The 26,094-nt window shown below is 54.5% G+C and carries 23 protein-coding genes; 13 read left to right on the plus strand and 10 right to left on the minus strand.

The window, feature by feature from the left end; genetic code table 11:
- Positions 1-57: 57 nt before the first annotated feature.
- Complete coding sequence (locus tag C2U54_RS11975; RefSeq protein ID WP_103178821.1) at positions 58-495, plus strand: GNAT family N-acetyltransferase; 438 nt, start codon at positions 58-60, stop codon at positions 493-495.
- A 57-nt stretch (positions 496-552) separates the two neighbouring features.
- Here the strand turns inward: C2U54_RS11975 and C2U54_RS27455 are convergent, their stop codons facing one another.
- A complete protein-coding gene (locus C2U54_RS27455) occupies positions 553-726 on the minus strand; it encodes a hypothetical protein (protein WP_168192009.1) in 174 nt (57 codons plus the stop codon).
- Between the two features lie 80 nt (positions 727-806).
- Positions 807-1,370, minus strand: coding sequence for a hypothetical protein (locus tag C2U54_RS11980; protein ID WP_103178822.1), 564 nt, complete (start codon positions 1,368-1,370; stop codon positions 807-809).
- 318 nt (positions 1,371-1,688) lie between these two features.
- Between C2U54_RS11980 and C2U54_RS11985 the strand changes: the two genes are divergently transcribed.
- The 7 genes from C2U54_RS11985 (at position 1,689) to C2U54_RS12015 (ending at position 9,182) form a co-directional block, all read left to right on the plus strand.
- On the plus strand, positions 1,689-4,451 hold the full coding sequence (locus tag C2U54_RS11985; RefSeq protein ID WP_103178823.1) for a sigma 54-interacting transcriptional regulator: 2,763 nt from the start codon (positions 1,689-1,691) through the stop codon (positions 4,449-4,451).
- Positions 4,452-4,556: 105 nt separating this feature from the next.
- Positions 4,557-4,979, plus strand: a complete 423-nt coding sequence (locus C2U54_RS11990; RefSeq protein WP_103178824.1) for a PTS sugar transporter subunit IIA — start codon at positions 4,557-4,559, stop codon at positions 4,977-4,979.
- Between the two features lie 15 nt (positions 4,980-4,994).
- Complete coding sequence (locus C2U54_RS11995; protein ID WP_103178825.1) at positions 4,995-5,465, plus strand: PTS sugar transporter subunit IIB; 471 nt, start codon at positions 4,995-4,997, stop codon at positions 5,463-5,465.
- A 16-nt stretch (positions 5,466-5,481) separates the two neighbouring features.
- A complete protein-coding gene (locus C2U54_RS12000; protein WP_103178826.1) occupies positions 5,482-6,258 on the plus strand; it encodes a PTS mannose/fructose/sorbose/N-acetylgalactosamine transporter subunit IIC in 777 nt (258 codons plus the stop codon).
- Complete coding sequence (locus C2U54_RS12005) at positions 6,239-7,084, plus strand: PTS system mannose/fructose/sorbose family transporter subunit IID (RefSeq protein ID WP_103178827.1); 846 nt, start codon at positions 6,239-6,241, stop codon at positions 7,082-7,084. The genes C2U54_RS12000 and C2U54_RS12005 overlap by 20 nt, the downstream gene beginning before the upstream one ends.
- Before the next feature lie 12 nt (positions 7,085-7,096).
- A complete protein-coding gene (locus C2U54_RS12010; RefSeq protein WP_103178828.1) occupies positions 7,097-8,158 on the plus strand; it encodes an SIS domain-containing protein in 1,062 nt (353 codons plus the stop codon).
- A 13-nt stretch (positions 8,159-8,171) separates the two neighbouring features.
- Positions 8,172-9,182, plus strand: coding sequence for an SIS domain-containing protein (locus tag C2U54_RS12015; protein ID WP_103178829.1), 1,011 nt, complete (start codon positions 8,172-8,174; stop codon positions 9,180-9,182).
- Between the two features lie 51 nt (positions 9,183-9,233).
- Here C2U54_RS12015 and rimO read toward each other — a convergent pair whose 3' ends face one another.
- A complete protein-coding gene (gene rimO, locus C2U54_RS12020; protein ID WP_103178830.1) occupies positions 9,234-10,559 on the minus strand; it encodes a 30S ribosomal protein S12 methylthiotransferase RimO in 1,326 nt (441 codons plus the stop codon).
- A gap of 294 nt (positions 10,560-10,853) precedes the next feature.
- Between rimO and bssR the strand changes: the two genes are divergently transcribed.
- Both bssR and C2U54_RS12030 read left to right on the plus strand, forming a co-directional pair.
- Positions 10,854-11,237, plus strand: a complete 384-nt coding sequence (gene bssR, locus C2U54_RS12025; RefSeq protein ID WP_103178831.1) for a biofilm formation regulator BssR — start codon at positions 10,854-10,856, stop codon at positions 11,235-11,237.
- Positions 11,238-11,341: 104 nt separating this feature from the next.
- A complete protein-coding gene (locus C2U54_RS12030; protein ID WP_103178832.1) occupies positions 11,342-12,460 on the plus strand; it encodes a PQQ-dependent sugar dehydrogenase in 1,119 nt (372 codons plus the stop codon).
- 1 nt (position 12,461) lies between these two features.
- Here C2U54_RS12030 and C2U54_RS12035 read toward each other — a convergent pair whose 3' ends face one another.
- Entirely contained in the window at positions 12,462-13,088 is a 627-nt protein-coding gene (locus C2U54_RS12035; protein ID WP_103178833.1) for a glutathione S-transferase family protein, read from the minus strand.
- A gap of 256 nt (positions 13,089-13,344) precedes the next feature.
- On the opposite strand from C2U54_RS12035, the gene dacC reads away from it, so the two are divergent.
- The gene (dacC, locus tag C2U54_RS12040; protein WP_103178834.1) at positions 13,345-14,550 is read left to right on the plus strand and encodes a serine-type D-Ala-D-Ala carboxypeptidase; all 1,206 of its coding nucleotides are present in this window, start codon (positions 13,345-13,347) and stop codon (positions 14,548-14,550) included.
- A gap of 59 nt (positions 14,551-14,609) precedes the next feature.
- On the opposite strand, the gene C2U54_RS12045 is transcribed toward dacC, so the two are convergent.
- From C2U54_RS12045 to C2U54_RS12055, 3 genes are all read right to left on the minus strand, one after another.
- Entirely contained in the window at positions 14,610-16,064 is a 1,455-nt protein-coding gene (locus C2U54_RS12045; protein ID WP_139156325.1) for a hypothetical protein, read from the minus strand.
- A gap of 1 nt (position 16,065) precedes the next feature.
- Positions 16,066-19,752: an ACP S-malonyltransferase gene (locus C2U54_RS12050; RefSeq protein ID WP_139156326.1), complete on the minus strand. Its 3,687-nt coding sequence runs from the start codon at positions 19,750-19,752 to the stop codon at positions 16,066-16,068.
- A gap of 251 nt (positions 19,753-20,003) precedes the next feature.
- Positions 20,004-21,341, minus strand: coding sequence for an MFS transporter (locus tag C2U54_RS12055; RefSeq protein WP_199184421.1), 1,338 nt, complete (start codon positions 21,339-21,341; stop codon positions 20,004-20,006).
- A gap of 76 nt (positions 21,342-21,417) precedes the next feature.
- On the opposite strand from C2U54_RS12055, the gene C2U54_RS12060 reads away from it, so the two are divergent.
- On the plus strand, positions 21,418-22,329 hold the full coding sequence (locus C2U54_RS12060; RefSeq protein ID WP_103178838.1) for a LysR family transcriptional regulator: 912 nt from the start codon (positions 21,418-21,420) through the stop codon (positions 22,327-22,329).
- Between the two features lie 101 nt (positions 22,330-22,430).
- On the opposite strand, the gene deoR is transcribed toward C2U54_RS12060, so the two are convergent.
- From deoR to C2U54_RS12075, 3 genes are all read right to left on the minus strand, one after another.
- Positions 22,431-23,189, minus strand: a complete 759-nt coding sequence (gene deoR, locus C2U54_RS12065) for a DNA-binding transcriptional repressor DeoR (protein WP_103178839.1) — start codon at positions 23,187-23,189, stop codon at positions 22,431-22,433.
- A 67-nt stretch (positions 23,190-23,256) separates the two neighbouring features.
- Entirely contained in the window at positions 23,257-23,865 is a 609-nt protein-coding gene (gene ybjG / locus C2U54_RS12070) for an undecaprenyl-diphosphate phosphatase (RefSeq protein ID WP_103178840.1), read from the minus strand.
- 7 nt (positions 23,866-23,872) lie between these two features.
- Positions 23,873-24,601: a phosphatase PAP2 family protein gene (locus C2U54_RS12075; RefSeq protein ID WP_103178841.1), complete on the minus strand. Its 729-nt coding sequence runs from the start codon at positions 24,599-24,601 to the stop codon at positions 23,873-23,875.
- Between the two features lie 167 nt (positions 24,602-24,768).
- Between C2U54_RS12075 and C2U54_RS12080 the strand changes: the two genes are divergently transcribed.
- Positions 24,769-26,004, plus strand: a complete 1,236-nt coding sequence (locus C2U54_RS12080; RefSeq protein WP_103178842.1) for an MFS transporter — start codon at positions 24,769-24,771, stop codon at positions 26,002-26,004.
- The last annotated feature ends 90 nt before the right edge of the window (positions 26,005-26,094 follow it).

Raw genomic sequence — 26,094 nt, forward strand, 5'->3', positions numbered from 1 at the left:
CTTCCAGACAATCCTTGTTATCATCGGGAGATATCAGACACATCAAGGATCACATCAATGATTAAGGTGCGTGAAGCGAAAGCGGAAGATTACGCAGCATGGTTAGCGCTGTGGCAAGGCTATCTCGATTTTTACGGCACCGCGCTGGATGAGGCGGTGACGCTGGCGACCTGGCGCCGGGTATTATCCCCGGATTCGGGACTGTTTTGCCGACTGGCAGAAACGGAACAGGGTGTAGTGGGTTTTGCCATCTGCGTGCTGCATGAAGGCACCTGGGTAACCCAGCCGCTGTGTTATCTGGAAGATCTGTTTGTGGATGACGCGGCGCGCGGCAAAGGGGCGGGCAGGGCGCTGATCGAAGCCATTATTGCTGAGGCCCGGAATAAGGGGTGGTCGAAGGTCTACTGGGTGACCCGGGAGGGCAATCCGGCCCGGGCGCTCTATGACAAGCTGGCCACGGTGGATGATTACGTTCGCTACCGGATTACGATCTAACTCGGTGCATAGTCAGCCCCTCTCTTTAGAGAGAGGGCTGGAATGAGAGGACATCCCTTAGCCTAATTTGACGTATTCAGCCTTCTTTGTTGGACCCACGAGATCCCTCTCTTTTTCACGCTGGCCTACTTGTGCAAGTTTGTTGCCGTCAATCGTTGCCCAGAAGTCTGCGGCGCGTTGGGCCGCAGCCATCGCTTTGGTGGAATCAATTTTTTTGTTTTGCTTGATCATAACCTCTCCCGGTTAGTTTTTGACCATTGCATCTGAGTTTACAGCGGTCGTCTTTGCCTGACAAACAGTCCATTTTTATGTCAGGTCATACTCATCACTTTACGTCGAATCATTGCCTGAATATCTGCTACTGAAGAAGACATTTTATTGGGTGCGTAAAAAACGTGTGAGAACCCATATGCTCGATATCGTGGTTTTATCTCCTCCAATGGATTTTCTATGACCACATCCTCAAGTTCCATCATGCTGCAAAATATTGTCGAATAGACCAGTGCAATGATAAAGACGTTGCCTGTAAGTGCGGCGTGTTCATCAGTTATCAGATTTTCCAGCATACAAATGGCGAACTCTTCCCGGCGAGCATCATATTTGCAAATTATCGCTGCATGCAGGGCGCCGGGATCGTTAGCCTTCGTACTTTTTAGGCTGATATCTAAAATGCCGTCATCGTTGGCGCTTCCATGATAATGCTCCATCCCCCATCGCCAGTTGAGAACAGCGTTATCGCTCTCTTTATGAAGATAATTTTTGTCTGTTTGACTTAACGCGCTGACTACAATGCTGCCCCAACCGAAACCCTGTATGATTTTTTGGGTAGTGTTAAGGCACTGCTCGTGTATTTCCTGGAGCGATAAATTGCGCATTTCATCAGCCTTCCTTAGCTGTCATCTTCTCACGTTGTCGTGAGGGAAAACGGTCATAACCCGATTCGGTTTAATGTTATTGGCGTACAAACACCCTACGCCGCAAACAGGCACGGTTAAAGCAGGGAAATAGCGCAGAATTCAATCCTGCGAGGCGCCTTCAGAAAAGATGTAAATCTACCCGGCCTGGGCATTGTTCCCCCCGCTGGCATTCTGTGCACTCCTCCACAAAAGCGCACATAACCCGCCGTCGCGTTCCCTCCGCCCGCGCATTTGCGGGCATCATATCCCCATGACACTCCAGTTGTGGGATAAGCCATGCGTAATGAAATCCTGAGCTTTTTGGCCAACCAGACCGATTTTTTTGACCCGCAAAACCTGAGTGAGGTCTTTACCGCCAGCTATCTGGCAGAGCGGTTTGATCTCAAACGCAACACCGCCAGCCACTATCTGAACCAGCTGGTAGCGCAGGGCGAGCTGGTTAAAATCAATACCCGGCCGGTCTACTTCCTGCACAAGAAAGCCTTCAGCCAGCAGTTCTCCCCTCTGTCAGGTAACGAATACGACAGCATTGCGCAGCTGCTTAACGACGGCACCAGTGAACAGGCGCCCCCGGATCACTTTTCGCTGCTGATCGGTCATGATGGCAGCCTGAAGAAGGCCATTGCCCAGCTGAAAACGGCGCTCTTTTACCCCGATGGTGGTCTGCCGCTGCTGATCACCGGGGAGAGCGGCACCGGCAAAAGCTATATGGCGAACCTGATGCATGCCTACGCCATCTCGCAGGGGTTACTGGCGGATGATGCACCCTTTGTCAGCTTCAACTGCGCCCAGTACGCCAGCAACCCGGAGCTGCTGGCGGCAAACCTGTTTGGCTATGTGAAAGGGGCTTTTACCGGCGCGCAGACCGACAGGCAGGGGGCCTTTGAGGCCGCCGACGGCGGAATGCTGTTTCTCGACGAAGTGCATCGCCTGAATGCCGAAGGCCAGGAGAAACTCTTTACCTGGCTCGATCGCAAGGAGATCTACCGGGTGGGGGAAACCGCCCAGGGTCGTCCCATCACCACCCGGCTGGTCTTTGCCACCACCGAGGATCTGCACAGCACCTTCTTAACCACCTTCCTGCGGCGTATCCCCATTCTGGTCACGCTGCCCGACCTTAACGCGCGTTCCCGCCAGGAAAAAGAGGCGTTGATCCTTCAGTTCTTCTGGCGGGAAGCGAAGAAGCTGGATGTTCCCCTGACTCTTACGCCCCGACTGCGCCAGGTGCTTCTCCACGTCCTTTATCGCGGTAACGTGGGCGAGCTGAAAAACGTGGTTAAGTATGCGGTCGCCGCGGCATGGGCCAGGCAGCGGGGGCAGGAGACAATTAGCGTTACCCTTCAGGATCTGCCGGAGAAGGTGCTGGCTGCCATCCCGACGCTGAGCGATGCGCCCGTAGTGGAAGAGCCGCTGACGATAGCGCCGCAGACCAACCTGCTGTGGCTGCTCCGCGCCCACGACCGGACCCAGGGATTGATCCATGACACCCAGTGTCAGGTGCTGGCCCTGTACGAAGAGGTGATCGCCGGTCGGTCAGACTGGGAGGATGTGCACCGGCGGATGGGGGAGGAGATCGAAACCCTGTTCGACAGGCTGGTGTTCCATCATCGCGAGACTACCGCCTCGCCACTGTTGCAGCTCACCACCCAGCAGGTGCGGGAGGCGTTTTACCGCCTGGAGCAGCAGTTTAACGTGCAGTTTAACGGCAATGGGATCTACGCCCTGAGCCACTATCTTGTGCATCGCGCCCATGGGGGGCTCTCGGCCCTGAGCCAGGAGCGTGTCCGTCTGCTGGATGATTTCCTGGCGCAAAAGTACCCCCAGCTGTACCGTTTTTGCCAGGCGATGATCGCCGCCCTGACGCAAAAACTCGATATCGACGCCCAGCGCATCGATGCCCTGCTGCTGGTGCTGTGGCTGCATAAAGCCGGGGCGGTAAGTCAATCCCAGGTGACGCGGGCGGTGATCCTGGCCCACGGCTACGCCACCGCCAGCAGTATTGCTAACGTGGCGAATCGCTTACTGAAACAGACCGTTTTTGAATCCTTCGACATGCCCCTCGACGTTACGCCGGAGGCGATTGCCCAGCAGGTCATGCACTACATCGAAAGTAACGCCGTGACGTCTGGGCTGATGATCCTGGTGGATATGGGGTCGCTTAATGCTATCCATAGCCACTTTCAGCGTCGCCTCTCGACCCCGGTGGCGATTGTGAATAACGTCTCCACCAGCATGGCGCTCTATGTCGGAGAGCGGATCCTGCAAGGGCACCACATTGAAGCGATTGCTCAGGAGGTTGGCGCGGATTTACCGGTGGAGCACCAGATCTTCTGGCCGCAGGCCAGTAAACCCCGGGTGATCCTCACCACCTGCATCACCGGAATCGGCGCGGCGGCCAATCTCTGTCATCTGCTGAAGGCCAGCATCCCGGAGGCGCTGGGGATAGAGGTAATCGCCTGCGATTACGAGATGCTCAGCGACCCCCAGGAGCGGACGGTGGCCTTCAACCGCTACGACATACTGGCGATTGTCGGCACCTTCGATCCACAGGTGCCCGCTGTGCCGTGGATCTCGCTGGATTCGCTGATTGCCGGGGAGGGGACGCGACCGCTGATGCGCATCTTTGGTGACATTGCCACCCAGGAGCAGGTGGACGAGATTAACAATCTGCTGCTGAAGAACTTCTCCCTGCGGCGGGTGGTTGAGTCGGTCACCATTCTGGATACCACCAAAGTGATTAACCAGGTGGAGCAGTTTGTCTTTCGCTATGAGCATCTGGCTGGCTACCAGGTACCAAACGAACGCAAGGTGGCGCTCTATGTGCACATTAGCTGTCTGATCGAGCGGCTCATCCGCAACGCGTCACCTTCCACCTATGCCGGACAACAGTGTCCTGAAAGCGAGCTGGCGCTGCTGCGCCAGGCCTTTAGTGTCATTGAGAGCAGGTATAGTGTCAAAATCCCCGTCGTCGAGCTCTGTTATATCCACAATATTCTGACCCTGGATACGGAATTTATTCAGGCAGATCAAGAGTTTTAAACCCTCCCATCCTTCTCTCCTCCCACGCGCCACTTTTTCTGGCACGTGGGTTGCACTCTCTGTTTAGCACATCGCTGCACAGTGGAATGAGCTTTCGAGGACAGGATGAAACGACATTACATTTTTGCCAGTCACGGCACCTTTGCCCGCGGGTTACTCGATTCGGTTGAGCTGATCCTCGGCAAGCAGCAGGACATCCATACGCTCTGCGCCTACGTCGACGAGAACCGCGATTTAACCGAGCAGGTAGACACCTTACTCGCCAGCCTGCCCGAAGAGGATGAGGTGATTGCGATCACCGATATTTTTGCCGGTAGCGTCAACAACGAATTTATCCGCTTTTTGCACCGGCCAAATTTTCATTTGATCGCAGGCCTCAATCTCCCGTTGGTGATCGGCTTGCTGATTTCAGCGGATGAGCAGGATAGCGAGAAATTAATTCACGAAGCGTTATTCAGTTCCAGAGAGAGTATTCAGTATTGCAACCAGTCTATTGCCAGTGCGCTGCAGGCGGATAAAGACTTCTGATCGAGAGGAAGAATAATGATTACGTTATTACGCGTTGACCACCGATTATTACACGGACAGGTCGCCTTTTCCTGGACCCAGTATGTCGGGGCGGATTGCATATTAATTGCCAACGACAGTGTGCCCAATGATGAATTACGTAAAACGACCATCAAGCTGGCAAAACCGCCCGCGGTGAAGCTGGTGATTAAAAATATCAACGACTCCATTGAAGCCATTAAAAGCGGCGTCACCGATAAATATCATCTTTTTATCGTTGTGGAGTCCGTAGACGATGCCTGGCGTTTAGCTTCGGCGGTGGACGGTATTAAAAGCATTAATCTTGGCGGCATTAAAGCGAAAGAGGGGGCGCGCAATATCTCTAAGGCCATTAATTTGCTGCCGGACGAAATAGAAAAACTTACTCAACTGGTCGGCAACGGTATTGAAGTCGAAATACGCCAGGTGCCGAACGATCGCAAGCAGTTATTAGCCGAAACGCTGTAATTCATGAGGACTCACTATGGTAGAGGCACTTTTACTCGGACTGGTGGCGTTTATCGCCCAGTCTGAATATGCCCTCGGCACCTCGCTGCTCTCCCGGCCCATTGTCACCGGCCTGTTAACCGGGCTGGTGTTGGGCGATGTGCAGACGGGGGTGGTGATGGGCGCGACGCTCGAGCTGGCGTTTATCGGCTCGTTTTCGGTGGAGGCGTCGATCCCGCCGGACGTGGTCACCGGCGGGGTGCTCGGCGTGGCATTCGCCATCACCTCCGGGGCGGGAACGGAAACGGCGCTGCTGCTCGGCCTGCCAATCGCCACCCTGACGCTGGTGCTGAAAAACGTCTATCTCGGCATGTTTATCCCCATGCTCAGCCAGAAGGCCGACAGCTATGCCGAACAGGCGGATACCGGCGGTATCGAGCGGATGCACCTTATCGCCGGGTTTGGTCTGTCGCTGATGCTGGCGGCGGTGGTGACGGTGTCATTCCTGGTGGGCAGCAGCGCGGTGAAATCATTGCTGGATGCCATCCCGGAATTTATTAAGCACGGGTTAAGCGTGGCGACGGGGATCATTCCGGCGCTGGGCTTTGCCATGCTCGCCCGGCTGTTGATCAACAAAAAAGTGGCCCCGTTCTTCTTCCTCGGCTTTGCCCTGATGGCGTACCTGAAAATACCCGTCACCGGTATCGCCATTCTCGGTGCCATTGTGGCGGTGGTGATGGTCAATATGACCGCCCCTAACGCTCCCCGTACAACGACCGATCAAGGAGTCGCTGATGACGACGAAGATTTCTGAAGAGACCCTGCCCGAGACGCAGGATGAGAACGCGATTAACGCCCGCGATCTGCGCCGGGTGTTCTGGAGGTCGTTCCAGATGGAATTTTCCTGGAACTATGAGCGGCAGATGAACCTTGCCTTCGTCTATGCCCTGATCCCGGTGCTGAAAAAGCTCTATCCACAAAAGGCCGCGCTGGCGGCGGCACTAAAACGCCACCTGGTCTTCTTCAACACCACGCCGCATATCGTCACGCTGCTGCTGGGCATCACCACCGCGATGGAGGAGAAAAACAGCCAGCAAAACGAGATGGACGGCACGGCAATCGACAACGTGAAGGCGTCGCTGATGGGGCCGCTGGCCGGGCTGGGGGACTCCTTTTTCTGGGGGACGCTGCGCCTGATCGCCACCGGGATCGGCACCAGCCTGGCGCTGCAGGGCAACATCCTGGGGCCAATCCTGTTCCTGCTGGTGTTTAACGTGCCGCACATTCTGGTGCGCTGGCTTTTTACCCGCTGGGGATACGTGCTGGGCACCGGGGTGCTCCATCGGGTGCAGAAGAGCGGGATGATGGAGAGCCTTACCTACGGGGCGTCGATTATCGGGCTGATGGTGGTGGGGGCGATGGCCGCCTCGATGATCAACATCACTATCCCTGTCTCCTTCGGCGCGGGAGAGGCGAAAACCGAGGTCCAGGGGATCATCGACAACATCATGCCTTGTCTGCTGCCCCTTATCAGCTTCGGCATTGTCTACTGGCTGCTGGGGCGCAAGGTAAAACCGCTCACCATCATCGGCGGCATGGCGCTGGTGGGCATTCTGGGTTCGTGGATCGGTCTGTTTTAAGCGGAGAAAACGATGCAACCAACAATGATGACCTATATCGAGGAGCAGCCTGCGGCGCTGGAGAATATTCTCCGGCACTATCCGGCTCATCTCGAATCGCTGGAGGCCTTTGCCCGTCAGCACCCGGTACGCCGTCTGCTGGTGCTGGCGACCGGATCGTCGCTCAATGCGGCGATGTGCGCGCGCTACTTCTTTGAACACCGCTTCGGCCTGCTGGTGGAAATCAAGGAGCCGTACAACTTTGTGCATTATGAAGCCATCGACCCGCACACCGACATGGTGCTGGTGGTCTCCCAGAGCGGAAAAAGCGCCTCGACGCTGGCGGCGATGGAAAAAGTGCAGGCCGCCGGGCTGCCGGTGTTCGCCCTGACGTCAGACCCGGATAGCCCGATAGGCCGCCGCTGCGATCGTGTGCTGGATATCCATACCGGGATCGAGAAGGTGGGGTTTGTGACCCGCGGCTTTAGCGCCACGGTGCTCAATCTGCTGCTGGTTGCGCTCACCCTTGCCCAGGCGCAACAGCAGATTGATGAACGGGAAACGCAGGACTACCTGAAGGCGCTGCACCAGATTGCGGCGTCCATCACCGACACCATCGCCCGCACGGAGGCGTTTTTCGCGCACCATCAGCACATTCTTCGGGAGGGCACACGCTTTGTTGCCATCGGCGAAGGGGCCCTGACCGGGGTGGCGAAGGAGTTCGAAACCAAGTTCACCGAAACGGTGCGGGTGCCGTCCGGCGGATTTGAGCTGGAAGCCTACATGCATGGCCCCTATCTGGAGGCCAACGCAGAGCATGTGATGTTCTTTATTGAGGATGCACCAAACCCACGCCTGCGGGCGCTCAGGGGCTATATGGCCCCGGCGGTTAAACAGACGTTTCTGGTGACGCTGACGGGCGAGGAGCAGGAAAATACCCTGGCGCTGAACTGCGGCCTGCCGCATCTGCTCTCGCCGCTGCTGTTGATTGTCCCCATGCAAATTCTGGCCTGGCGTACCGCCTGCGCCAAAGGCATCGATCTCTCGGTGCGTATCTTCGATGACTTCGATCGGGTTTTAAAAAGCAAAATATAGCAGGAGAACAACTATGTTAGGTTTTAATCAGGACGAGTACCTGACCAGTGCTCGTGAGATTGTTGCTGCGCGTCAACAGGCGGAACAGGTCGCCGACGATATTTATCAGCAGGGCTTCAGCACGCTATTTTTCTCCTCGGTAGGGGGATCGCTGGCGTCGATGATGGCCATTAACGCCTTCGCCCGGGAATTAACCGAAATACCGGTTTACCTTGAACAGGCGGCAGAATTAATTCATGCCGGACATAAACGCTTAAATAAAGATTCCGTGGTGATTACCCTCTCGAAATCGGGGGATACCAAAGAGTCGGTGGCGATTGCCGAATGGTGCAAGGCGCAGGGGATCCGCGTGGTGGCGATCACCAAAAACAGCGACTCACCGCTGGCGAATGCCGCCACCTGGCATATTCCGATGCGGCACAAAAACGGTGTGGAATATGAATATATGCTGCTCTACTGGGTATTTTTCCGCTTACTGCATCGTAACGGGGAATTCGTGGATTACGACCGCTTTGCCAGCCAGCTGGAGCTGTTACCTGAGAATCTCCTTAACGCCAAAAAGCAATTTGATCCACAGGCGGATGCCATCGCGCAAAAATACCATACCGCCGATTATATGATGTGGATTGGCGGCGCGGAGATGTGGGGCGAAGTCTATCTCTTCTCGATGTGTATTCTGGAGGAGATGCAGTGGAAGCGTACCAAATCGGTTTCGTCTGCGGAGTTTTTCCACGGCACGCTGGAGCTGCTGGAGAAAGAGGTGCCGCTGTTCCTGGTCAAAGGCGAGGGCAAATGCCGGGCGCTGGACGACCGCGTCGAACGTTTCGCGGCGAAAATTACCGATAATCTGGTGGTGTTTGATCCGCGTGATTACACCCTGGCGGGCATTGACGATGCGTTCCGCTGGCTGCTGGCGCCGTGCGTCATCTCAACCCTGCTGGTGGACCGTCTTGCCGCCCACTTCGAGCATTACACCGGCCACAGTCTGGATATCCGCCGTTATTACCGGCAGTTTGAGTATTAATCACAATAAAAAAGGGGACGTGACGTCCCCTTAATCTATGTAGCTGTGTGATTAAACCCGGCTGCCCCACAGGTCATATTCGTCAGCATTTTCAACCTTCACGCGCACGATATCGCCCGGTTTCACCTTCGTTTCACCGTTCAGGTAGACCGCACCGTCGATTTCCGGGGCGTCGGCCATGCTGCGGCCAATGGCGCCTTCTTCATCCACTTCGTCGATGATCACCAGAATCTCGCGGCCCACTTTCTCCTGCAGACGTTCAGCAGAGATCTGCTGTTGCAGCTGCATGAAGCGGTTCCAGCGCTCTTCTTTGATCTCTTCCGGCACCTGATCCGCCAGTTCGTTGGCGGTCGCGCCTTCAACCGGGCTGTACTTGAAGCAGCCCACGCGATCCAGACGGGCATCTTTCAGGAAATCGAGCAGCATCTGGAAATCTTCTTCGGTTTCACCCGGGAAGCCGACGATAAAGGTGGAGCGCAGGGTCAGATCCGGACAGATTTCACGCCACTGCTTGATGCGCGCCAGCTGGCGGTCAACGGAGCCAGGACGCTTCATCAGCTTCAGGATGCGCGGGCTGGCGTGCTGCAGCGGGATATCCAGATACGGCAGGATTTTGCCTTCCGCCATCAGCGGGATCACGTCGTCCACGTGCGGGTAAGGGTAGACGTAGTGCAGACGCGTCCAGATGCCGAGCTTAGCGAGCTGTTCGCACAGGCCGACCATGCTGGTTTTCACCGGCTCGCCGTTGTGGAAGCCGGCACGGTGCTTCACGTCCACGCCGTAGGCGGAGGTGTCCTGGGAGATCACCAGCAGCTCTTTTACGCCCGCATCGGCCAGACGTTTGGCTTCGGCCAGCACTTCACCAATCGGACGGCTCACCAGATCGCCACGCATCGACGGGATAATGCAGAAGGTGCAGCGATGGTTGCAACCTTCGGAAATTTTTAAGTACGCATAGTGACGCGGGGTCAGCTTCACGCCCTGTTCCGGCACCAGGCTCAGGAACGGGTTGTGCTTTGGTTTTGGCACGTAGTGGTGCACATGTTCCAGCACCTGCTCATAGCTGTGCGGACCGGTGATTTCCAGCACCTTAGGGTGGACTTCGCGGATCTGATCGACTTTGGCACCCAGGCAACCGGTGACAATCACCTTGCCGTTTTCGGTGAGTGCTTCACCGATGGCTTCCAGAGACTCCTGTACGGCGCTGTCGATAAAGCCGCAGGTGTTAACGATCACCATATCGGCGTTGTCGTAGCTTGGTACCACGTCATAGCCTTCGGTGCGAAGCTCGGTCAGGATACGTTCGGAATCCACCAGGTTTTTCGGGCAGCCCAGAGAGACGAAGCCGATTTTCGGCTGGTGCGTAACATTGCTCATAGATTAAAAAGTAGTCAGTTATGGAGTTATCAGGGCAGGGATTGTACAGATTTCCGCGGCGAATTTATAGCGATCTGTGCAGCGGCAGACGCAGGTAGCCTGATATTGCGCACTGGAAGAAGAATAAGGATTTAAGCGCCTGCGGGTCCGCCTGTTTTTGGCGATACCCATCCGGAACAATTTTACATTGTAAATGTCAGTCATCCGCCGTGGATTATTGACCTGACGCATTAAACTGCGCAAAAAATAGACATAATCTAAGAGTGTACTAAGGCTGACAAGGGGGGAAAAAGCATGTCCGTTGACAGACTAAAACGCGATCTTCTTAACAAGATGATCAACGCCCGAATCGATCTCGCGGCCTATCTGCAGTTAAGGAAAGCGAAGGGGTATATGTCAGTCAGCGAAAGCGACCATCTGCGTGACAATTTCTTTGAACTTTGTACTTACATGCGTGAAAAAGCGCCTGAACTGAGGGCGCACTGCAATGCTGAGGAGCAGGCGATGCTCTATCGTGCCGCCGGTTCGCTCACCACCGCAGGCGTCTGTATGATGACCGGCAACCATGATTGCCCGACGTTCATCGCCGTCAACGCAGAGAAGCTGGAAAGCTGTCTGAACGATCTCACTCTCTGCATCCAGTATCTGAAATCGCATACACCGCTGATTCGGAGCTGACCCCGGGGGAGGCAACTCCCCCAACTGCTTAAGCTTTTGTAAAAGTGATAATGCCCCTGCGCTGAGTGGCTACCTTTAAGTCATACCTTGTAAAGGAGTGCATTATGCGTCGATCCTCGCTTATTTCCCTGCCATTGTTACTGATCTCTGCCTCGCTGTTTGCCGCGTCAGCCGACGTGAAGGTTTCGGTACTGCAAAATAAACTCGATCATCCGTGGGCGCTGGCGTTCCTGCCGGAAGATCAGGGGATGTTGATCACCCTGAAAGGCGGGCAGCTTAAGCGCTGGCAGGCGGGCAAAGGGCTCTCCGACCCCATCGTCGGCGTGCCGAAGGTCTGGGCTAACGGCCAGGGCGGGTTGCTTGACGTGGCGCTGGCCCCTGATTTTGCCACGTCGCGCCGGGTCTGGCTGAGCTATGCCGAAGCGGGGGATGACGGTAAAGCGGGCACGGCGGTAGGGTATGGCCGTCTCAGCGACGACAATACCCGGCTGGAGGGCTTCAAGGTGATCTTCCGCCAGCAGCCAAAACTCTCCACCGGCAATCACTTTGGTGGCCGGCTGGTGTTCGACGGGAAAGGCTATCTCTATATCGCCCTGGGGGAGAATAATCAGCGGCCCACCGCCCAGGATCTGGACAAGTTGCAGGGCAAAGTGGTGCGTCTTACTGACCAGGGGGCCGTACCGGACGATAATCCGTTCGTAAACCGCCAGGGCGCACGACCCGAGATCTGGTCTTACGGCATTCGTAACCCGCAGGGGTTAGCGATGAACCCGTGGAGCGATACGCTGTGGCTTAATGAGCACGGCCCACGCGGCGGCGATGAAATCAACATTCCGGAAAAGGGCAAAAACTACGGCTGGCCGCTGGCGACGCATGGCATCAACTACAGCGGATTGCCGATACCGGAAGCCAAAGGCGAGCAGGTGGCAGGCACCGAGCCGCCGCTGTTTGTCTGGAAGCAGTCCCCGGCCCTCAGCGGCATGGCCTTCTACAACAGCGATGTTTTCCCGCAGTGGAAGAGCAAACTCTTTATCGGCGCGCTGAAAGACAAGGATGTGATTGTGCTGAACGTTAGCGGCAATCGCGTGACGGAAGAGGGGCGTATTCTGGGGGATCGCAATCAGCGGGTGCGCGATGTGCGGGTCGGGCCGGATGGCTATTTATACGTGCTGACCGATGAGTCGGACGGGCAACTGTTGAAGGTCAGCCCGTCCGGGACATAGCTTAGCTGACCGGGATCATCACCACGTTGCGGTATGCCGGTCGCTCGCTCAGGTTGGTCAGCCAGCGCGCCAGATTGGGGCGCGGCGTCCACTCAAGATCAACGTTGGTGAGGTTCCAGACAAAGGGTGCGACGGCGATATCACCTACGCCAAACGCATCGCCCGACAGCCACGGTTGTGTCGCGAGAGCCTCATCCAGCATGGCGAACAGGGATTCGCAGCTCTCTTTTGCTGCGTTAATCGCCGCATAGTTACGTTCGGCTTCCGGGGTTCTCACCAGCCCCATCAGGATCACCCGGTGGGCGGGCGAGAGCGTCTGGTTAGCCCAGTCCATCCACTTCTCACCCACGGCACGCTTCGCAGGGGCATCGATCCACAGCCTGTTCTGTCCATATTGCGCCGCAAGGTAGCGCACAATAGCGTTGGACTCCCACAGCGTCAGATCGGTTTCGTCATCGCGCAGCAGCGGTACCAGGCCATTGGGATTCATCGCCAGATACTCCGCCTCTTTATTCACCCCGTACTGCATTCCCGCCATGATCTGGTTGAAGGGTAAATCGAGCTCTTCCAGCGTCCAGAGCACCTTTTTGACGTTCGTTGAATTGTTCCGGCCCCACAAAGTAATCATAATAACCCCTTATAATTAAAGCCGATATCAGGATGAGATCCGTGTGTAGGGCTTCCATGTTGGGATAAACCTAACAAATACGCAACAGAGGCGAAAAAAATCGATGGGGTCAAAGCGTATCGGATTGTAATTGCGTAAACTTTAAAAAAGTTTACCAGGTTTTAGTTTTTTTAAAGCCATTAGTACGTTATTAATCAACGTTTCTTGCGACACGGCGGTATGACGTGATTTTTGGAATGGACATTCGGGTGGCAACATGATGCGAAAAACTTCATATTTACGTGGTCTGGTAGCAGGTAGTGCGCTGCTGGTCCTTTTTGCACCTTCGCTGTACGCAGCGGAACAGGCGGCGCCAGAGGCACCGCCGGTTGATGCGCGCGCCTGGATACTGATGGACTACGCCAGCGGTAAAGTGCTGGCCGAGGGCAACGCAGACGAGAAACTTGATCCTGCAAGCCTGACCAAAATCATGACCAGCTACGTGGTAGGGCAGGCGCTGAAAGCGGGAAAAATCAAGCTCACCGACATGGTGACCATCGGTAAAGATGCCTGGGCGACCGGTAACCCGGCGCTGCGCGGCTCCTCGGTCATGTTCCTGAAGCCTGGCGATCAGGTGGCGGTTTCTGACCTGAACAAAGGGGTAATCATTCAGTCAGGAAATGATGCCTGTATCGCGCTGGCCGATTATGTGGCCGGCAGTCAGGATTCTTTTATTGGTTTGATGAATGGTTATGCCCAGCGACTGGGCCTCACCAACACCACCTTTAAAACCGTTCACGGTCTGGATGCGCCGGGCCAGTTCAGTACCGCCCGCGATATGGCCCTGCTCGGTAAGGCACTGATTCATGACGTGCCGGAAGAGTATGCGATCCACAAAGAGAAAGAGTTTACTTTCAACAAAATCCGCCAGCCGAACCGTAACCGCCTGCTCTGGAGCAGCAACCTTAACGTTGACGGGATGAAAACCGGAACCACGGCGGGGGCTGGCTACAACCTCGTGGCGTCGGCGACCCAGGGCGATATGCGTCTGATCTCAGTGGTGCTGGGCACCAAAACCGACCGCATCCGCTTTAACGAGTCGGAAAAACTGCTGACCTGGGGCTTCCGCTTCTTCGAAACTGTTACCCCTATCAAGCCGGATGCGACGTTTGTCAGCCAGCGCGTCTGGTTTGGCGACAAGAGCGAGGTTAAACTCGGCGCCGGGGAGAGCGGTTCCGTGACCATTCCGCGCGGCCAGCTGAAAAACCTGAAGGCCAGCTACACCCTCACCGACAAACAGCTCACTGCGCCGCTGAAGAAAGGCCAGGTGGTCGGCACCATCGACTTCCAGCTGAACGGCAAATCCATCGAACAGCGTCCGCTGATTGTGATGGAGGCGGTGGAAGAGGGGGGCTTCTTTGGCCGGATGTGGGATTTCGTCATGATGAAATTCCACGAATGGTTTGGGGGTTGGTTTAAGTAGTTGAAAGCAAAACGGCAACCACAGGTTGCCGTTTTAGCGTCTGGCGCGGCTCTCCCGCTTTAAAAAATAAAATCACTGTACACGCGTGGCATGGTGAACCCGTTACCTCGCATGCGTAGCATCAGGTTAATTAAGGCATGATTGAGCATATAAAGCCGGCCATCGGCGCCATCTTCTATCTGCGTAAGATTGTCGATCGTCCAGCTGATAGCCGATCTGTTTTCGTAACATGCCGACGGCTCAAACAGCTTATCCGCATGTCCGGCTTCAGCCAGCATCGTTAACGCATAGGCTAAAGGATAGGGGCGGTTAATCTCATCCTCCAGTTTCCTGTTCATTCTGGCGAAACTTCCGGCAAGATTATTAATGATCTGCTCTGTAAGCGTGGCTGTTTCGATAACGTAAGAACTGGCGATACCATGCAGGAAATAGTTTTCTGACGGGTCAATATGGTGTGCTGTATGTACCAACTCTTCTATTAACGCGTTAACTCTTTTTTCTTCGCGATCAAGCAGGCCGAGATTAAAGATTGCCATAATGTAATAGAGACCCATATGGGTTCGTTCAACCGGTGTGAGGCTATCCATCAGCGCGTTGGCCTGGCTAATACGATCCTGTTTATAGTGAATAGCCTGATGATGACCCGCTGCGGCGATGGCGTTTAACATCGTCAGTAATGGATAAACGGTGACAAATGCAGGCGTCATACTCTGTGGAAATGTCGGGTCGATACCCATTGTCGCCGCGTTATCAAGGTAATCCAGCGTCTCGAAGATGTAGTCCCGGCCATCGTTCTGCAACATCCCGCGATAGCCCATCAGACTGATCGCGCTAAACAGCATGCTCCCCCCGCGCCCGCGGAAAAAGGGCGATGGAATAGTAGCCAGCGTCTGCAGCGCCTCGCTAATGTGATTACGCTGCCAGGTTACGGCGGCTTGCGCTTTATTGCAAACTGCCAGCGCAAAAAACACCGAGGTATAGGCAGATAGCTTCTCGTAGTCGCCATGCTTTCCGCTGTTCTCATCTTTTATGCGGTTCGATTTAATCTCATTTATTGCGGTAAATAATAACCGTGGCAGATCCACACTCTTTTCCAGAATATCAAAAAGGTTGATATTTAATTTGGCGAGTGCATCAATGGTTATACTGTATTGCATCACCTTCCGATAAGGGTCAGGTTCGCTATTAATTAAATAGAGGATGTTAGAGATGTAATCGAACTTATCATTGTCGCTAAGTCTCTCCTTGGGTTTAATCAGCAGGCAGATAAAATCACAAAGCAAAGAGGAAAACCGCACATAACTATTTTTATATTGGGTTTTATGCTTGAGATCTTCAAATGCCTCCTGGATCCACAGGGAAAGTGTTTCGCTGTAGGGCATCGGATATTGCCCTAATCCCAGACCCCTGACTATTCTGCTCCAGGGCGTGGTAATAAGTCGGTTTTCGCCATTCAGTTGGCATAATGCCGCGTGCAAATTATTGTCGGATGTCAGGTTAGTCGTGTGCTGCATATTAAAGTGCCTCTGTCACAGTCTGTTCAACAACAGGTACGCTGAGACCGAGAAAATGGTCGCGCTTCCCTTGTAAAATTTCCAGCGCCCAGTTGAGCCACTTGATGCCTTCGCAGTAAATCGCGACCGGCCTGCGCTGGGTAACGACGCTGTCTTTAATGGTGCCGTCAAGCTCAGAGGAAAAGTGGAAAGGCGGCATTGCGGCAAAGTGTGTTCCCATCACAAAGACTAAACGCACCAGCCACCAGGGATCGTCTTGTACATATATTGAATTCGGATTGGCGCTGTCGTAGACGTTGCTCATCACCTGCGCAAAGTATTTTTCTATCCCAACGATCGACGGGTCATTAAGGGGATTACTGTTATTTTGTGCACAATCGGCAACCTTGTAGGACTGCTGATAGACATTATTATCCGTGAACTGAATTCGGATAACCGGGCTTTCACCAGCGCTGACGTTCATATCCAGCGTAAAGAGCTCATTATGGATTTCATCATAATGTCCGATGGAGTTGTGCCATGGCTTATTATCGTACATATAATCATCCTGGCAGCCAGCCCCTTCGCTTTGGAAGCCAATTGCCCGTGGATCGAGAAAACGCAGTTGAATAATGTTGGCGTTAATCGCTGTCAGGGCCTGAGTAATCTCTTCTTCGCTTCGCTGCTGGTTAATTAATTCCTGTACCGCCAGCAAGGGCGCCGTATTATTAATCTTGATGTTTTCCGTATTCGTATCGCCCATCACCAGCGAGTGATAGCGTGGTTCAAGCATACGCTGGTACTCAGGATGGGAACGGAAGGCGCTCAGCAGGGCTTTAATATTCAGGAACTCGCCACCGTTGATAATAATCTTCTCGCTGTCCAGCAGCTCTGGGCCAAAAGTCCGGGGTGCGGTCTGACGGCATAACCCCAGGCGATCTTCGATTTTCCTGAAATAGGCGATTTCCAGCGTATTGCCGCCCGATAGTTTCCGCTTCTCCCGATGAACGTTGTCGCGCAGAAAAGTAAAAATGATTTCATACAGTCGGGCAACGATGGGAGGTGCAAGGCAGTTTCGTTGGATAAACTGGCTGACCTCTTCCCCCTCGATCAGACTCATCTCGTAAATGACTTCCTTACAGGTATCTTTGCCGACCCGCTCCTGGCCGACAGGAGTAAGGATTTCACGTTCGGTAATGCGGTAAATCTGCGGGAAGAAGGGTTTCACGCTGTCCGGCAGGGCCCGGAGATAATCCACCTGCCGGGCAGCTTTGGCAAAGGGGGGAAGCATTACGCCTTGACCTCCCGGGGACCATTTAGCGGCGGTTAAGGCCTCGCTTAATATTTTCCTTACCACGATCGGTTCATCAGGTGAGCGTTGAATGAACATCGTCATCGATTCGCTACCGCCGTTACAGAACAGCACCGGCACTTCATCCGCCTCGATATAAGCGTTAATCGTGCCGCAAAGCAGATTTCGCCGTTCGGCATAGTCAGCCACCTGGTGGTATTCGTCGGTGAGATCTGCCTGCGCTTCCCGCTCCCGCTGTTCCAGGATCAACTCTGGGTTGCGCGACCAGACATCGCGCACCGAGGCGATCAGCATAATTTCAGCCTGATACGGCGCGGTTTCCAGCGCGTCAGGAGCGAGCAGGCTATCCAGCGTAATGACTGAAAGATGGCAATCAAGGGCCGCTTGCATCTGCTGATCCGGGAACTCTCCCAGCAACATTTTATAGGTATTAATTTCCAGATCCCGCTGTGCTGTCAGTGGCAGGCCGGTAATGGAGATGACCAGCACACGGGCGTCGGTAAGCCCGGCAGCAAAATGTTTCACCACTGCCCAGGGCGACAACTTGCGGCCCACTCTGGAGTAGTAATCGCGACACAGCTGAACAGCGTTGTCTAACGAAGCGGCTCCGGCGGTGACAAGGCACGCGAGCCAACCGATAAAATCACGGCTCACCAGGCAGCTTTTTCCCTTATGGAATAATCCAGGGCGGTGAAGGTTCAGGAGTTCAAAGGTGAGGGTTTGCAGAATTATGCGTCGTATTACCTGCGTTTCAGGCTGAGCTTCGACGGTACGTAATTGCAAAAGTCTGCGCAGCGATGCTCCCTCACTCTGTTGCGCTTCAATGCGCAGGCAAATAGCGGCATAGTCTGGCGCGGTTGCCAGTTCCTGTAGCGCATTAAACACGTCGGTATTACTGAGTTCGTCGAGGCTGGATAAGTAAAAGAGCGTCTTTTCCGCATGGATAATAAAAGGGGTTTTTTGATAGCGAATCATGCCGTCCGGGGTGAGAATTTTTAAATCAGCGTAAGTCTGGTGTTTATCGGTTGAATCTCCCTGAATATTGCGTTTCAGACGGGCCATTAACACCCTCTCGCCAGACTGCAAAAAATGACGATAACGCCAGCTATTTTTATAAATACTCGCTACGCTCACCGGGATGTTGCCTTTCACCTCCAGTTTAATCTTCTCAACTTGCTGAATGGCCTGCGTAATTTTCGGTAAAAACTGTGCTGCGAACTCCGTATGGGCACGAGCAACATCCAGCCACCGATCAATACCGATGCAAACCTGGATGGGGTCACTACTGTCCCGGATAGTCGTTAACGCCCCCAGCGCCCCCATAATAAGCGACGCTTCCTGTCTGTCGCCGGTAAACGAAAACGTCGGGGTATGAATAGGGTTATCGCGCAGCATCTGCACCGATTTATTTCCGAGACCGAGCTCTATAATCGCGTCAGCACCCAGACCGTCCGCCATGCTGGCGCTAGTGGCAGAAACCATGACCAGATCCACAAGGGCAAGGATGGACAGGCGTATTTCCTCTTTATCGGTCAGGATTTTGTCGCAGTGGTTGGCAATCACCGGCGTATGAGGATCCTGAAATACGATCTGCTGGTCGAGCAGGAATTGTTCGAGTCCCCACGTTAAGGGGGCCAGTTGCGCCGAGTGGGTGATAAAGGCGGTGGGCTCCTTAAGCTTAATGACCTCGATATCTGCAAAATTCTTCATAAAGATATCGAAGCATGATTTTATGCTCGCTTTCACATACAGATTGATTTGTCGGCGGCTATAAATTTTATGCACTTCGATTTCGCTGCTAAGAAATTCATCCTTTAATGCAGCAGAGGCGTCGGCGAGCGTTTTTTCCCGGCCACGTAACGCAATAACGTAATAGAATTCGGTGACTAAGGGCTGTGCTTTTAGCTCGGGGGGATAATAATCAAAAACCGCCTGACTGAAGGGATCGTCATGGCTTTCGGAAGCCAGCAAAATATAAGGGGTAAAAAAGTTGGCGATTTTTACACCGTCACCGATGCTTAGGGCACCGCTGGCAACGGCGGCGTTAATCATGCCAAAACTCTCTCCGCCGTAGGCAACGACATGCAGAGACAGATTTTGTTGTTCTGCTTGCGCATGACACAGCGCAGCCAGCGCGAGATTATGGGTCAGGAAACTGGCACCGATAAACCCCTGCCGTTCCATCTTTCCTTCAGGAAGGGTCGCTGGGGTAATCAACATCTTCTCGGGCTGGTCCCCGTATCCCATCGCTATCGCCGCGTCACGGTATATCTGCTCAATGCGTTTATTTCCACTGTGCAACAGCTCACCACCAATATTCTGATAAACAGCCCGGCTACCTAATCCCGGAAAGAAACCTACTATATTATTCCTGTTTGCCACATATTTTTCATTCATTATAAACACCCCATTTATTTAACACATTAATATTGATATTTTTATAAGGCAGGTGCATTTGCGCCATCTAAACAGATAAACAGAATGCAGATGAAGTAGTTAATAAAAATATTGTTAGAATATTTTGTCGTGTGTTATTTATTTGAATCGCTGTAAAGCGGGTGAGAACCCTTATTTAATTCTCACCCGATTAATATATTACGGAAATGAATTATCCAGATAGCACAGCACCAGATGCGCTATTAATATAATTAGCCTTTTATTTGGCTCGTTTTTAACCCGCCGTTGAAGCTGCCAAGAATGACCACCATTAAGGCAATTAAGCTCAGCAATGCGCCTACCCAGAGTGGTGAGACAAAGCCATAACCTTTGTCCAGGGCCATGCCGCCAAGCCAGGCGCCGAGGGCGTTACCAATATTAAACGCGGCAATGTTAGTGCCAGAGGCGACAGTTGGCGCATCGCTGGCATACTTCATCATGCGCAGTTGTAGTCCTGGCGCGGTGGCTAAGCCAACAGTTCCCATCATCAGTAACAGGATCACGGTCATAATCTGATTCTGGGCGGAGAGGGCGAATGCCGCCATCACCACGGTGAGGAGTAACAGGATGGTACCGAGCGATTTGTTCAGTGATTTATCCGCCGCTTTGCCCCCGTAGTTATTCCCCACAAAAGTCCCTACGCCAAACAGCACCAACAGCCAGGGTACCATCTGTGCGGTGAAACCAGAGACCTGCGTCAGGGTAAAGGCGATATAAGTAAACCCACCGATCACGCCACCGAAGGAGAGTACGCTCAGGAGGGCGGATACCCACACCTGAGGTCGGTTGAAGACGGCGAATTCACGGCCAAGGTTAGTATCACGGTGAGCGGGCATAACCGGAATTAACGTCCTGATCCCCACTATCGTTATAAAGCCAATGATTGCCAGTGCCCAGAAGGTTGTACGCCAGCCCAGCTCGAGCCCGACGAAGGTGCCCAGCGGCACACCAACAATGTTGGAGACGGTCAAACCGGCAAACATGAGCGAGATAGCCGCCCCTTTTTTATCCCCTGCAACCATATCAGAGGCCACCACCGCTCCGACGCTGAAGAATGCGCCGTGGCAAAGTGCCGCCACGATTCGACCCAACAGCAGCGTTTCATAACTGGTTGAAAGGGCAGAAATAAGGTTGCCGACAATAAATAAGCCGCTTAAAAGTAACAGGGTTAAGCGGCGCTCCATACGAATCATGACAGCGGTTAACAGAATGGCACCTATAGCTACACTGATCGCATAACCAGAAACTAAATATCCCGCCACCTGTTCAGTGACATTAAATTCAGCGGCAATTTGCGGCAGCAAGCCTACAATACCAAACTCTGTCAGACCGATCCCAAACGCGCCAAGCGCCAGGGCAAAAAGTCCTGTAGGCATTTTCTTCTCCTGATTGATAGGATTATTCGTATAACGAATAATATTTAAGTGATAAGTGGCATACGCATGCGGTGAAATAAATACAGCGTTCAGCTGTGCTTCAATTAATAGATTGCCGCACTCAGCATGCCTGCTGAAATAGGTGAAAATAATTGTGTCGCCTGTTCTCCTCAATGGAGCTCATTCGGAATGAATATTATGAATTTGTCAGGTATAGTAGAAATTAATTATCACAATACCAGGTATTACAATGGATAATCTTAAGAAGCTGGATTTGAATCTGCTGTTGACGCTGGATGCGTTGCTAACAGATCCCAACGTCACGCGCGCAGCCCGAAAGCTCAATCTTTCTCAGCCCACTGTCAGCGTGCAACTGGCGAAGCTGCGTAAAAGTCTCGACGATCCGCTCTTTTTACCTGGTCCACGCGGCATGCGTCCTACCGCGCGCGCGGAGCTTCTGCGCGCGCCGCTCGGCCAGGCGCTGGCATTACTGGATAAAGCCATCTCTTCCCCTGGCCCGTTTATTCCCGGCGAATCCCTGCATACCTGGCAGGTGATTGCGGCAGATTACTGCGAAAATACGGTGCTGCTGCCGGTGCTGAAAAATTTACGTCGTGAAGCCCCCGGCACCCGCCTGGCCGTGCTGGAAAACGCCAATTCACAAATTGCCCAGGTAGCAGGACAGGATAAGGTCGATCTTTTTTTCCATATCCGCGAAGAGTCACCCCAGGGACTGCGCTGTCGCATGTTATTTAGCGAACGCTACGTCCTGGTCTGCCGGGCAGGTCATCCCTGGCTGAAATCAACGCCAACGCTCAGGCAATTTCTGGAACTGGATTTTGTGATGATTTCACCGGACGGCGGCGGTTTTTGGGGAAATACGGACAGGGTGCTGTCGGAGATTGGGTTAAGCAGAAAAGTCGTGCTGTCGGTGCCGCATTTTATGTTTGCCGTCTTTACCATTGCTACGACCGATCTGGTCGGTATGCTACCGTTGCGGCTGGTGAGGGATAACCCGCAGCTCCATTACTTCGCACCCCCCGTTGATATCCCAGGCTTTGAGATGAATATGCTCTGGCACGAACATTTGCATCGTGAGCCTGCACACAAGTGGCTGCGGGATCTGGTGGTGAGGTCTCTGGAAGAGGGCGAAAATGGATGAACCGAACTCGCCGGGTGGCGGCTTCGTCTTACCCGGCCTACGAACAGCCCGGCCAACAAACGACCCGCGCAAGCGCCGTCCCGCCGGGCAATAAACCGCTTTCAGTACATCAATTTAATCTGCTGCCCCTTCGCGTATGTCACCATATCCTCATCCGGACGGCAGTCGCTCACGATGGCATCAAAACAGGTCAGCTCGCCCATTCGGGCCGGGCGCACTTTGCCTATCTTGCTGTGATCCACCACCAGCACATGGTACTGAGCCATGCTCATCGCCCACTGTTTTACCGGCAGCTCATCCAGATTAAAGCAGGTCGCGCCCTGACGGACATGCACACCCGCCGCGGAGTAAAAGGCAATATCCGGGCACAGGTTATTAAGCGTGTCCTGCAGATTGAGCGGTTTGAAAATGGCATTGCTGGCGTGGAACTCGCCGCCGCAGAGGATCACCCGGCACCCCGGTTTTTCCTGCAGGGCGAGGAACGTATTCAGGGAGTAGCAGACGCCGGTAAAGGGCAGGTCGTTATCAATGGCTTCGATGATCCAGGGGGTAGTGGTACCGCAATCGAAAAAGAGCGTTTGATGCGGCTGCACCAGCGAGGCGGCCAGACGTGCGGCTTTGCGCTTCTCTTCCACCAGGCGGGTCTTTTGATCGCTCAGCAGATAGTGGCTGGCGCTGCGGGGTTCGAGGACGATATAGCCGCCAAGCAGCACTACGGGGCCGCTTTCACTGTTGAGATCCCGTCGAATGGTCATCTCAGAGACACCCAGCAGCGCGGCGGCTTCTTTCAGATGCAATTTATCGCTGCGCTTAAGCGCATTAATCAGTTGAGCCAGCCGTTCGTCACGTCGTGTTTCCATAGGTCCTCGGAGCCAAAAATGAACCCCCGTTACGCCGGGGGCTCAAGTTTAACTCGCTAAACCCGACTTAGTCACGTATCCAGCCTTTACGGATAGGCAGGGCAAAGCAGAAGCGGTGAAGCTGCGAAAGACGTTGATAGATAACGTCACCGCACAGATTCCAGAGGATCTGCGCGCTCAGGCAGCCCAGCAAGCCGACCATCAGCCCGCCCAGCATATCCATCGGCCAGTGCACGCCAAGATAGACGCGGGACCAGGCGACAGCGCAGGCTACCATCATTAAGACGATGCCCGACCAGACGCGGTGCCAGAACAGAAACGCCAGCGCAAAGGTGAAAATGACGGTGCCGTGATCGCTCGGGAAGGAGTCGTCTGCGGCGTGAGGCAGGAAGTTATAGCCGACACGATCGGCAAACGGGCGGTCATGAGGGAAAAGATGCCCCAGCAGCCACGACGCTGCCAGGCTAATCACCAGCGCCATGGCAATTTTAATCACCAGCTGGCGCTGGGCACCCACCTGTTTGCGCGGTCCCCACAGCCAGAGGATCGCAATCAGCGCCGGCACGATGCTGATCAGGTCTTTCGCCACAAAGGTGGCGAGATTAATGCTCCACTCCGCTGAAGCAGGTGTGGCATTAATCAGATGAAACAGTCCGTAGTTGAGATCTTCTAACATATCCTCGTTACTCTTTTGCAAACCAGGCGGACACCAGGCCATAGGCCACCACCTGAGAAAACCACACCCACCAGCCTGCCCACAGGTTATGGGAGAAGAAATGTGCACCGCGCATCACCTGGCCATAGCCCATCCCCAGCCCGAGCACGATACCCGCGGCGACCATTCCCCAGGCCAGGCGCGGACGTTCACGCCAGAAGGCGAAGAACAGCCCCATCACCATAAAGCCGCTTGAGGCGTGCCCGCCCGGAAAACAGCGCCCGGGGCCACTGCCGGCAGGGGCGGCGTCAAACAGGGGATAGGACAGCGCTTTGCCGCCGTACTCCACCAGGTCCCAGGGGCAGCTGTGATGGCTGGTGGCTTTCAGTATGCCCACCACCGCCGTGCCAAGCCCCATCAGCAACGCCCCGGTCACCCACTGAGCGTTGCGTCGCCAGATACCGTACAGCAGCATCCCGGCGGCCAGAGTGATGGTCAGGTATTTCGCCAGTCGATGATTGAGCAGATCGAGCAGCGCATTCTGCTGCAGCGGAAAGTGTTGGCTCGCCGCATCAAACCAGTAGCCGGTCAGCACTCTGTCGAGGGTTTCATCCCGCGAAAGCCAGGTAAAAACCGCGGCCAGCACCAGCAGCACAATTAACTGGTTAACATAAAAACGTACCGGCAAAGGGTAAAGGGGTTTTGTCTTAGAACTCTTTAACTTAGACAATTCTGAAGCGGAGGAAATCTGTGTCATAATTAAGGTCAATGACTGGAAAAGCCTAAGCATACGGATGCCAACTTAAGGAAACCTTAAACGACGGCGATTTGTGCGTTATTTCTGAACTGCTGCGTGAATCTGCTATCGCTGGCGCGGCCATTTCATTACACTCTGCGCGATTTTTTATCGGATATTGAGACCCCATGTTAAACCGTTCTTCTTCTGGCACTCGCCTGGGGCGTCAGGCGTTGTTGTTCCCCCTGTGCCTGGTGCTTTACGAATTCTCCACCTATATCGGTAACGATATGATCCAGCCCGGCATGCTCGCCGTAGTGGCGCAGTACAACGCCGGGATCGAGTGGGTGCCCACCTCCATGACCGCTTACCTGGCGGGGGGGATGTTTTTACAGTGGCTGCTCGGCCCGCTGTCGGACCGTATTGGCCGTCGTCCGGTGATGCTCACTGGGGTGGCGTGGTTTATCGTCACCTGTCTGGCGACCCTGCTGGCGCAAACCATCGAGCAGTTTATGGTGCTGCGTTTTTTACAGGGGGTCAGCCTGTGCTTTATCGGCGCGGTCGGGTACGCCGCCATCCAGGAGTCGTTTGAGGAGGCGGTGTGCATCAAAATCACCGCCCTGATGGCTAACGTGGCGCTGATTGCGCCGCTGCTGGGCCCGCTGGTAGGGGCGGCGTGGGTGCACGTCGCGCCATGGGAGGGGATGTTTGTGCTGTTTGCCGTGTTGGCCGCCATCTCGTTTTATGGTCTGCACCGGGCGATGCCCGAAACGGCTACCCGCATCGGCGAAAAGCTCTCACTGCAGGAGCTGGGGCGCGACTATAAAGAGGTGCTGAAAAACGGTCGCTTTGTGGCCGGGGCGCTGGCGATTGGCTTTGTCTGTCTGCCGCTGCTGGCGTGGATCGCCCAGTCGCCGGTGATCATCATCAGCGGCGAAAACCTCAGCAGCTACGAATATGGCCTGCTGCAGGTGCCGATTTTTGGTGCGCTGATTGTGGGTAATATCGTGCTGGCCCGTTTGACCTCGCGCCGTACCGTGCGCTCGCTGATTATTATGGGCGGCTGGCCGATCGTGATTGGGTTGGTGGTGGCCGCGGTGGCGACGGTCGTCTCATCGCACGCTTACCTGTGGATGACCGCGGGTCTCAGCATCTACGCGTTTGGTATTGGGCTGGCAAACGCCGGGCTGGTGCGCCTGACGCTGTTTGCCAGCGAGGTGAGCAAAGGGACGGTGTCGGCGGCGATGGGCATGTTACAGATGCTGATCTTTACCGTGGGCATTGAGGTGAGCAAACACGCCTTCAGCAGCGGCGGCAACGGGCTGTTCAGCCTGTTTAATCTGGTAAACGGCCTGCTGTGGCTGGCGCTGATGTTTGTCTTCCTGAAAGACAAGCGGGTGGGCAGTTCGTTACAACCGGATTAAGCGGGCATGGTGCCCGCATTTTGCCGGGTGGCGGCTTAGCCTTACCCGGCCTACAAGACCTGCGAACCCGTAGACCTGCGCAAGCGAAGC

Origin of the sequence: Leclercia sp. LSNIH1 (assembly GCF_002902985.1) — a bacterium.
GTDB lineage: Bacteria > Pseudomonadota > Gammaproteobacteria > Enterobacterales > Enterobacteriaceae > Enterobacter.

Excerpts from the sequence above, each read along its gene's own strand:
- dacC (WP_103178834.1), top strand. The coding sequence starts at position 13,345 with ATGATGCGAAAAACTTCATATTTACGTGGTCTGGTAGCAGGTAGTGCG.
- C2U54_RS12050 (WP_139156326.1), bottom strand. The coding sequence starts at position 19,752 with ATGAATGAAAAATATGTGGCAAACAGGAATAATATAGTAGGTTTCTTT.
- C2U54_RS11985 (WP_103178823.1), top strand. The coding sequence starts at position 1,689 with ATGCGTAATGAAATCCTGAGCTTTTTGGCCAACCAGACCGATTTTTTT.
- C2U54_RS12045 (WP_139156325.1), bottom strand. The coding sequence starts at position 16,064 with ATGCAGCACACGACTAACCTGACATCCGACAATAATTTGCACGCGGCA.
- C2U54_RS12080 (WP_103178842.1), top strand. The coding sequence starts at position 24,769 with ATGTTAAACCGTTCTTCTTCTGGCACTCGCCTGGGGCGTCAGGCGTTG.
- C2U54_RS12035 (WP_103178833.1), bottom strand. The coding sequence starts at position 13,088 with ATGATTACTTTGTGGGGCCGGAACAATTCAACGAACGTCAAAAAGGTG.
- C2U54_RS12015 (WP_103178829.1), top strand. The coding sequence starts at position 8,172 with ATGTTAGGTTTTAATCAGGACGAGTACCTGACCAGTGCTCGTGAGATT.
- rimO (WP_103178830.1), bottom strand. The coding sequence starts at position 10,559 with ATGAGCAATGTTACGCACCAGCCGAAAATCGGCTTCGTCTCTCTGGGC.
- C2U54_RS12060 (WP_103178838.1), top strand. The coding sequence starts at position 21,418 with ATGGATAATCTTAAGAAGCTGGATTTGAATCTGCTGTTGACGCTGGAT.
- C2U54_RS12075 (WP_103178841.1), bottom strand. The coding sequence starts at position 24,601 with ATGACACAGATTTCCTCCGCTTCAGAATTGTCTAAGTTAAAGAGTTCT.
- C2U54_RS11990 (WP_103178824.1), top strand. The coding sequence starts at position 4,557 with ATGAAACGACATTACATTTTTGCCAGTCACGGCACCTTTGCCCGCGGG.
- C2U54_RS11975 (WP_103178821.1), top strand. The coding sequence starts at position 58 with ATGATTAAGGTGCGTGAAGCGAAAGCGGAAGATTACGCAGCATGGTTA.
- C2U54_RS12010 (WP_103178828.1), top strand. The coding sequence starts at position 7,097 with ATGCAACCAACAATGATGACCTATATCGAGGAGCAGCCTGCGGCGCTG.
- ybjG (WP_103178840.1), bottom strand. The coding sequence starts at position 23,865 with ATGTTAGAAGATCTCAACTACGGACTGTTTCATCTGATTAATGCCACA.
- deoR (WP_103178839.1), bottom strand. The coding sequence starts at position 23,189 with ATGGAAACACGACGTGACGAACGGCTGGCTCAACTGATTAATGCGCTT.
- C2U54_RS12000 (WP_103178826.1), top strand. The coding sequence starts at position 5,482 with ATGGTAGAGGCACTTTTACTCGGACTGGTGGCGTTTATCGCCCAGTCT.
- C2U54_RS27455 (WP_168192009.1), bottom strand. The coding sequence starts at position 726 with ATGATCAAGCAAAACAAAAAAATTGATTCCACCAAAGCGATGGCTGCG.
- C2U54_RS12005 (WP_103178827.1), top strand. The coding sequence starts at position 6,239 with ATGACGACGAAGATTTCTGAAGAGACCCTGCCCGAGACGCAGGATGAG.
- C2U54_RS11980 (WP_103178822.1), bottom strand. The coding sequence starts at position 1,370 with ATGCGCAATTTATCGCTCCAGGAAATACACGAGCAGTGCCTTAACACT.
- C2U54_RS11995 (WP_103178825.1), top strand. The coding sequence starts at position 4,995 with ATGATTACGTTATTACGCGTTGACCACCGATTATTACACGGACAGGTC.
- C2U54_RS12030 (WP_103178832.1), top strand. The coding sequence starts at position 11,342 with ATGCGTCGATCCTCGCTTATTTCCCTGCCATTGTTACTGATCTCTGCC.
- bssR (WP_103178831.1), top strand. The coding sequence starts at position 10,854 with ATGTCCGTTGACAGACTAAAACGCGATCTTCTTAACAAGATGATCAAC.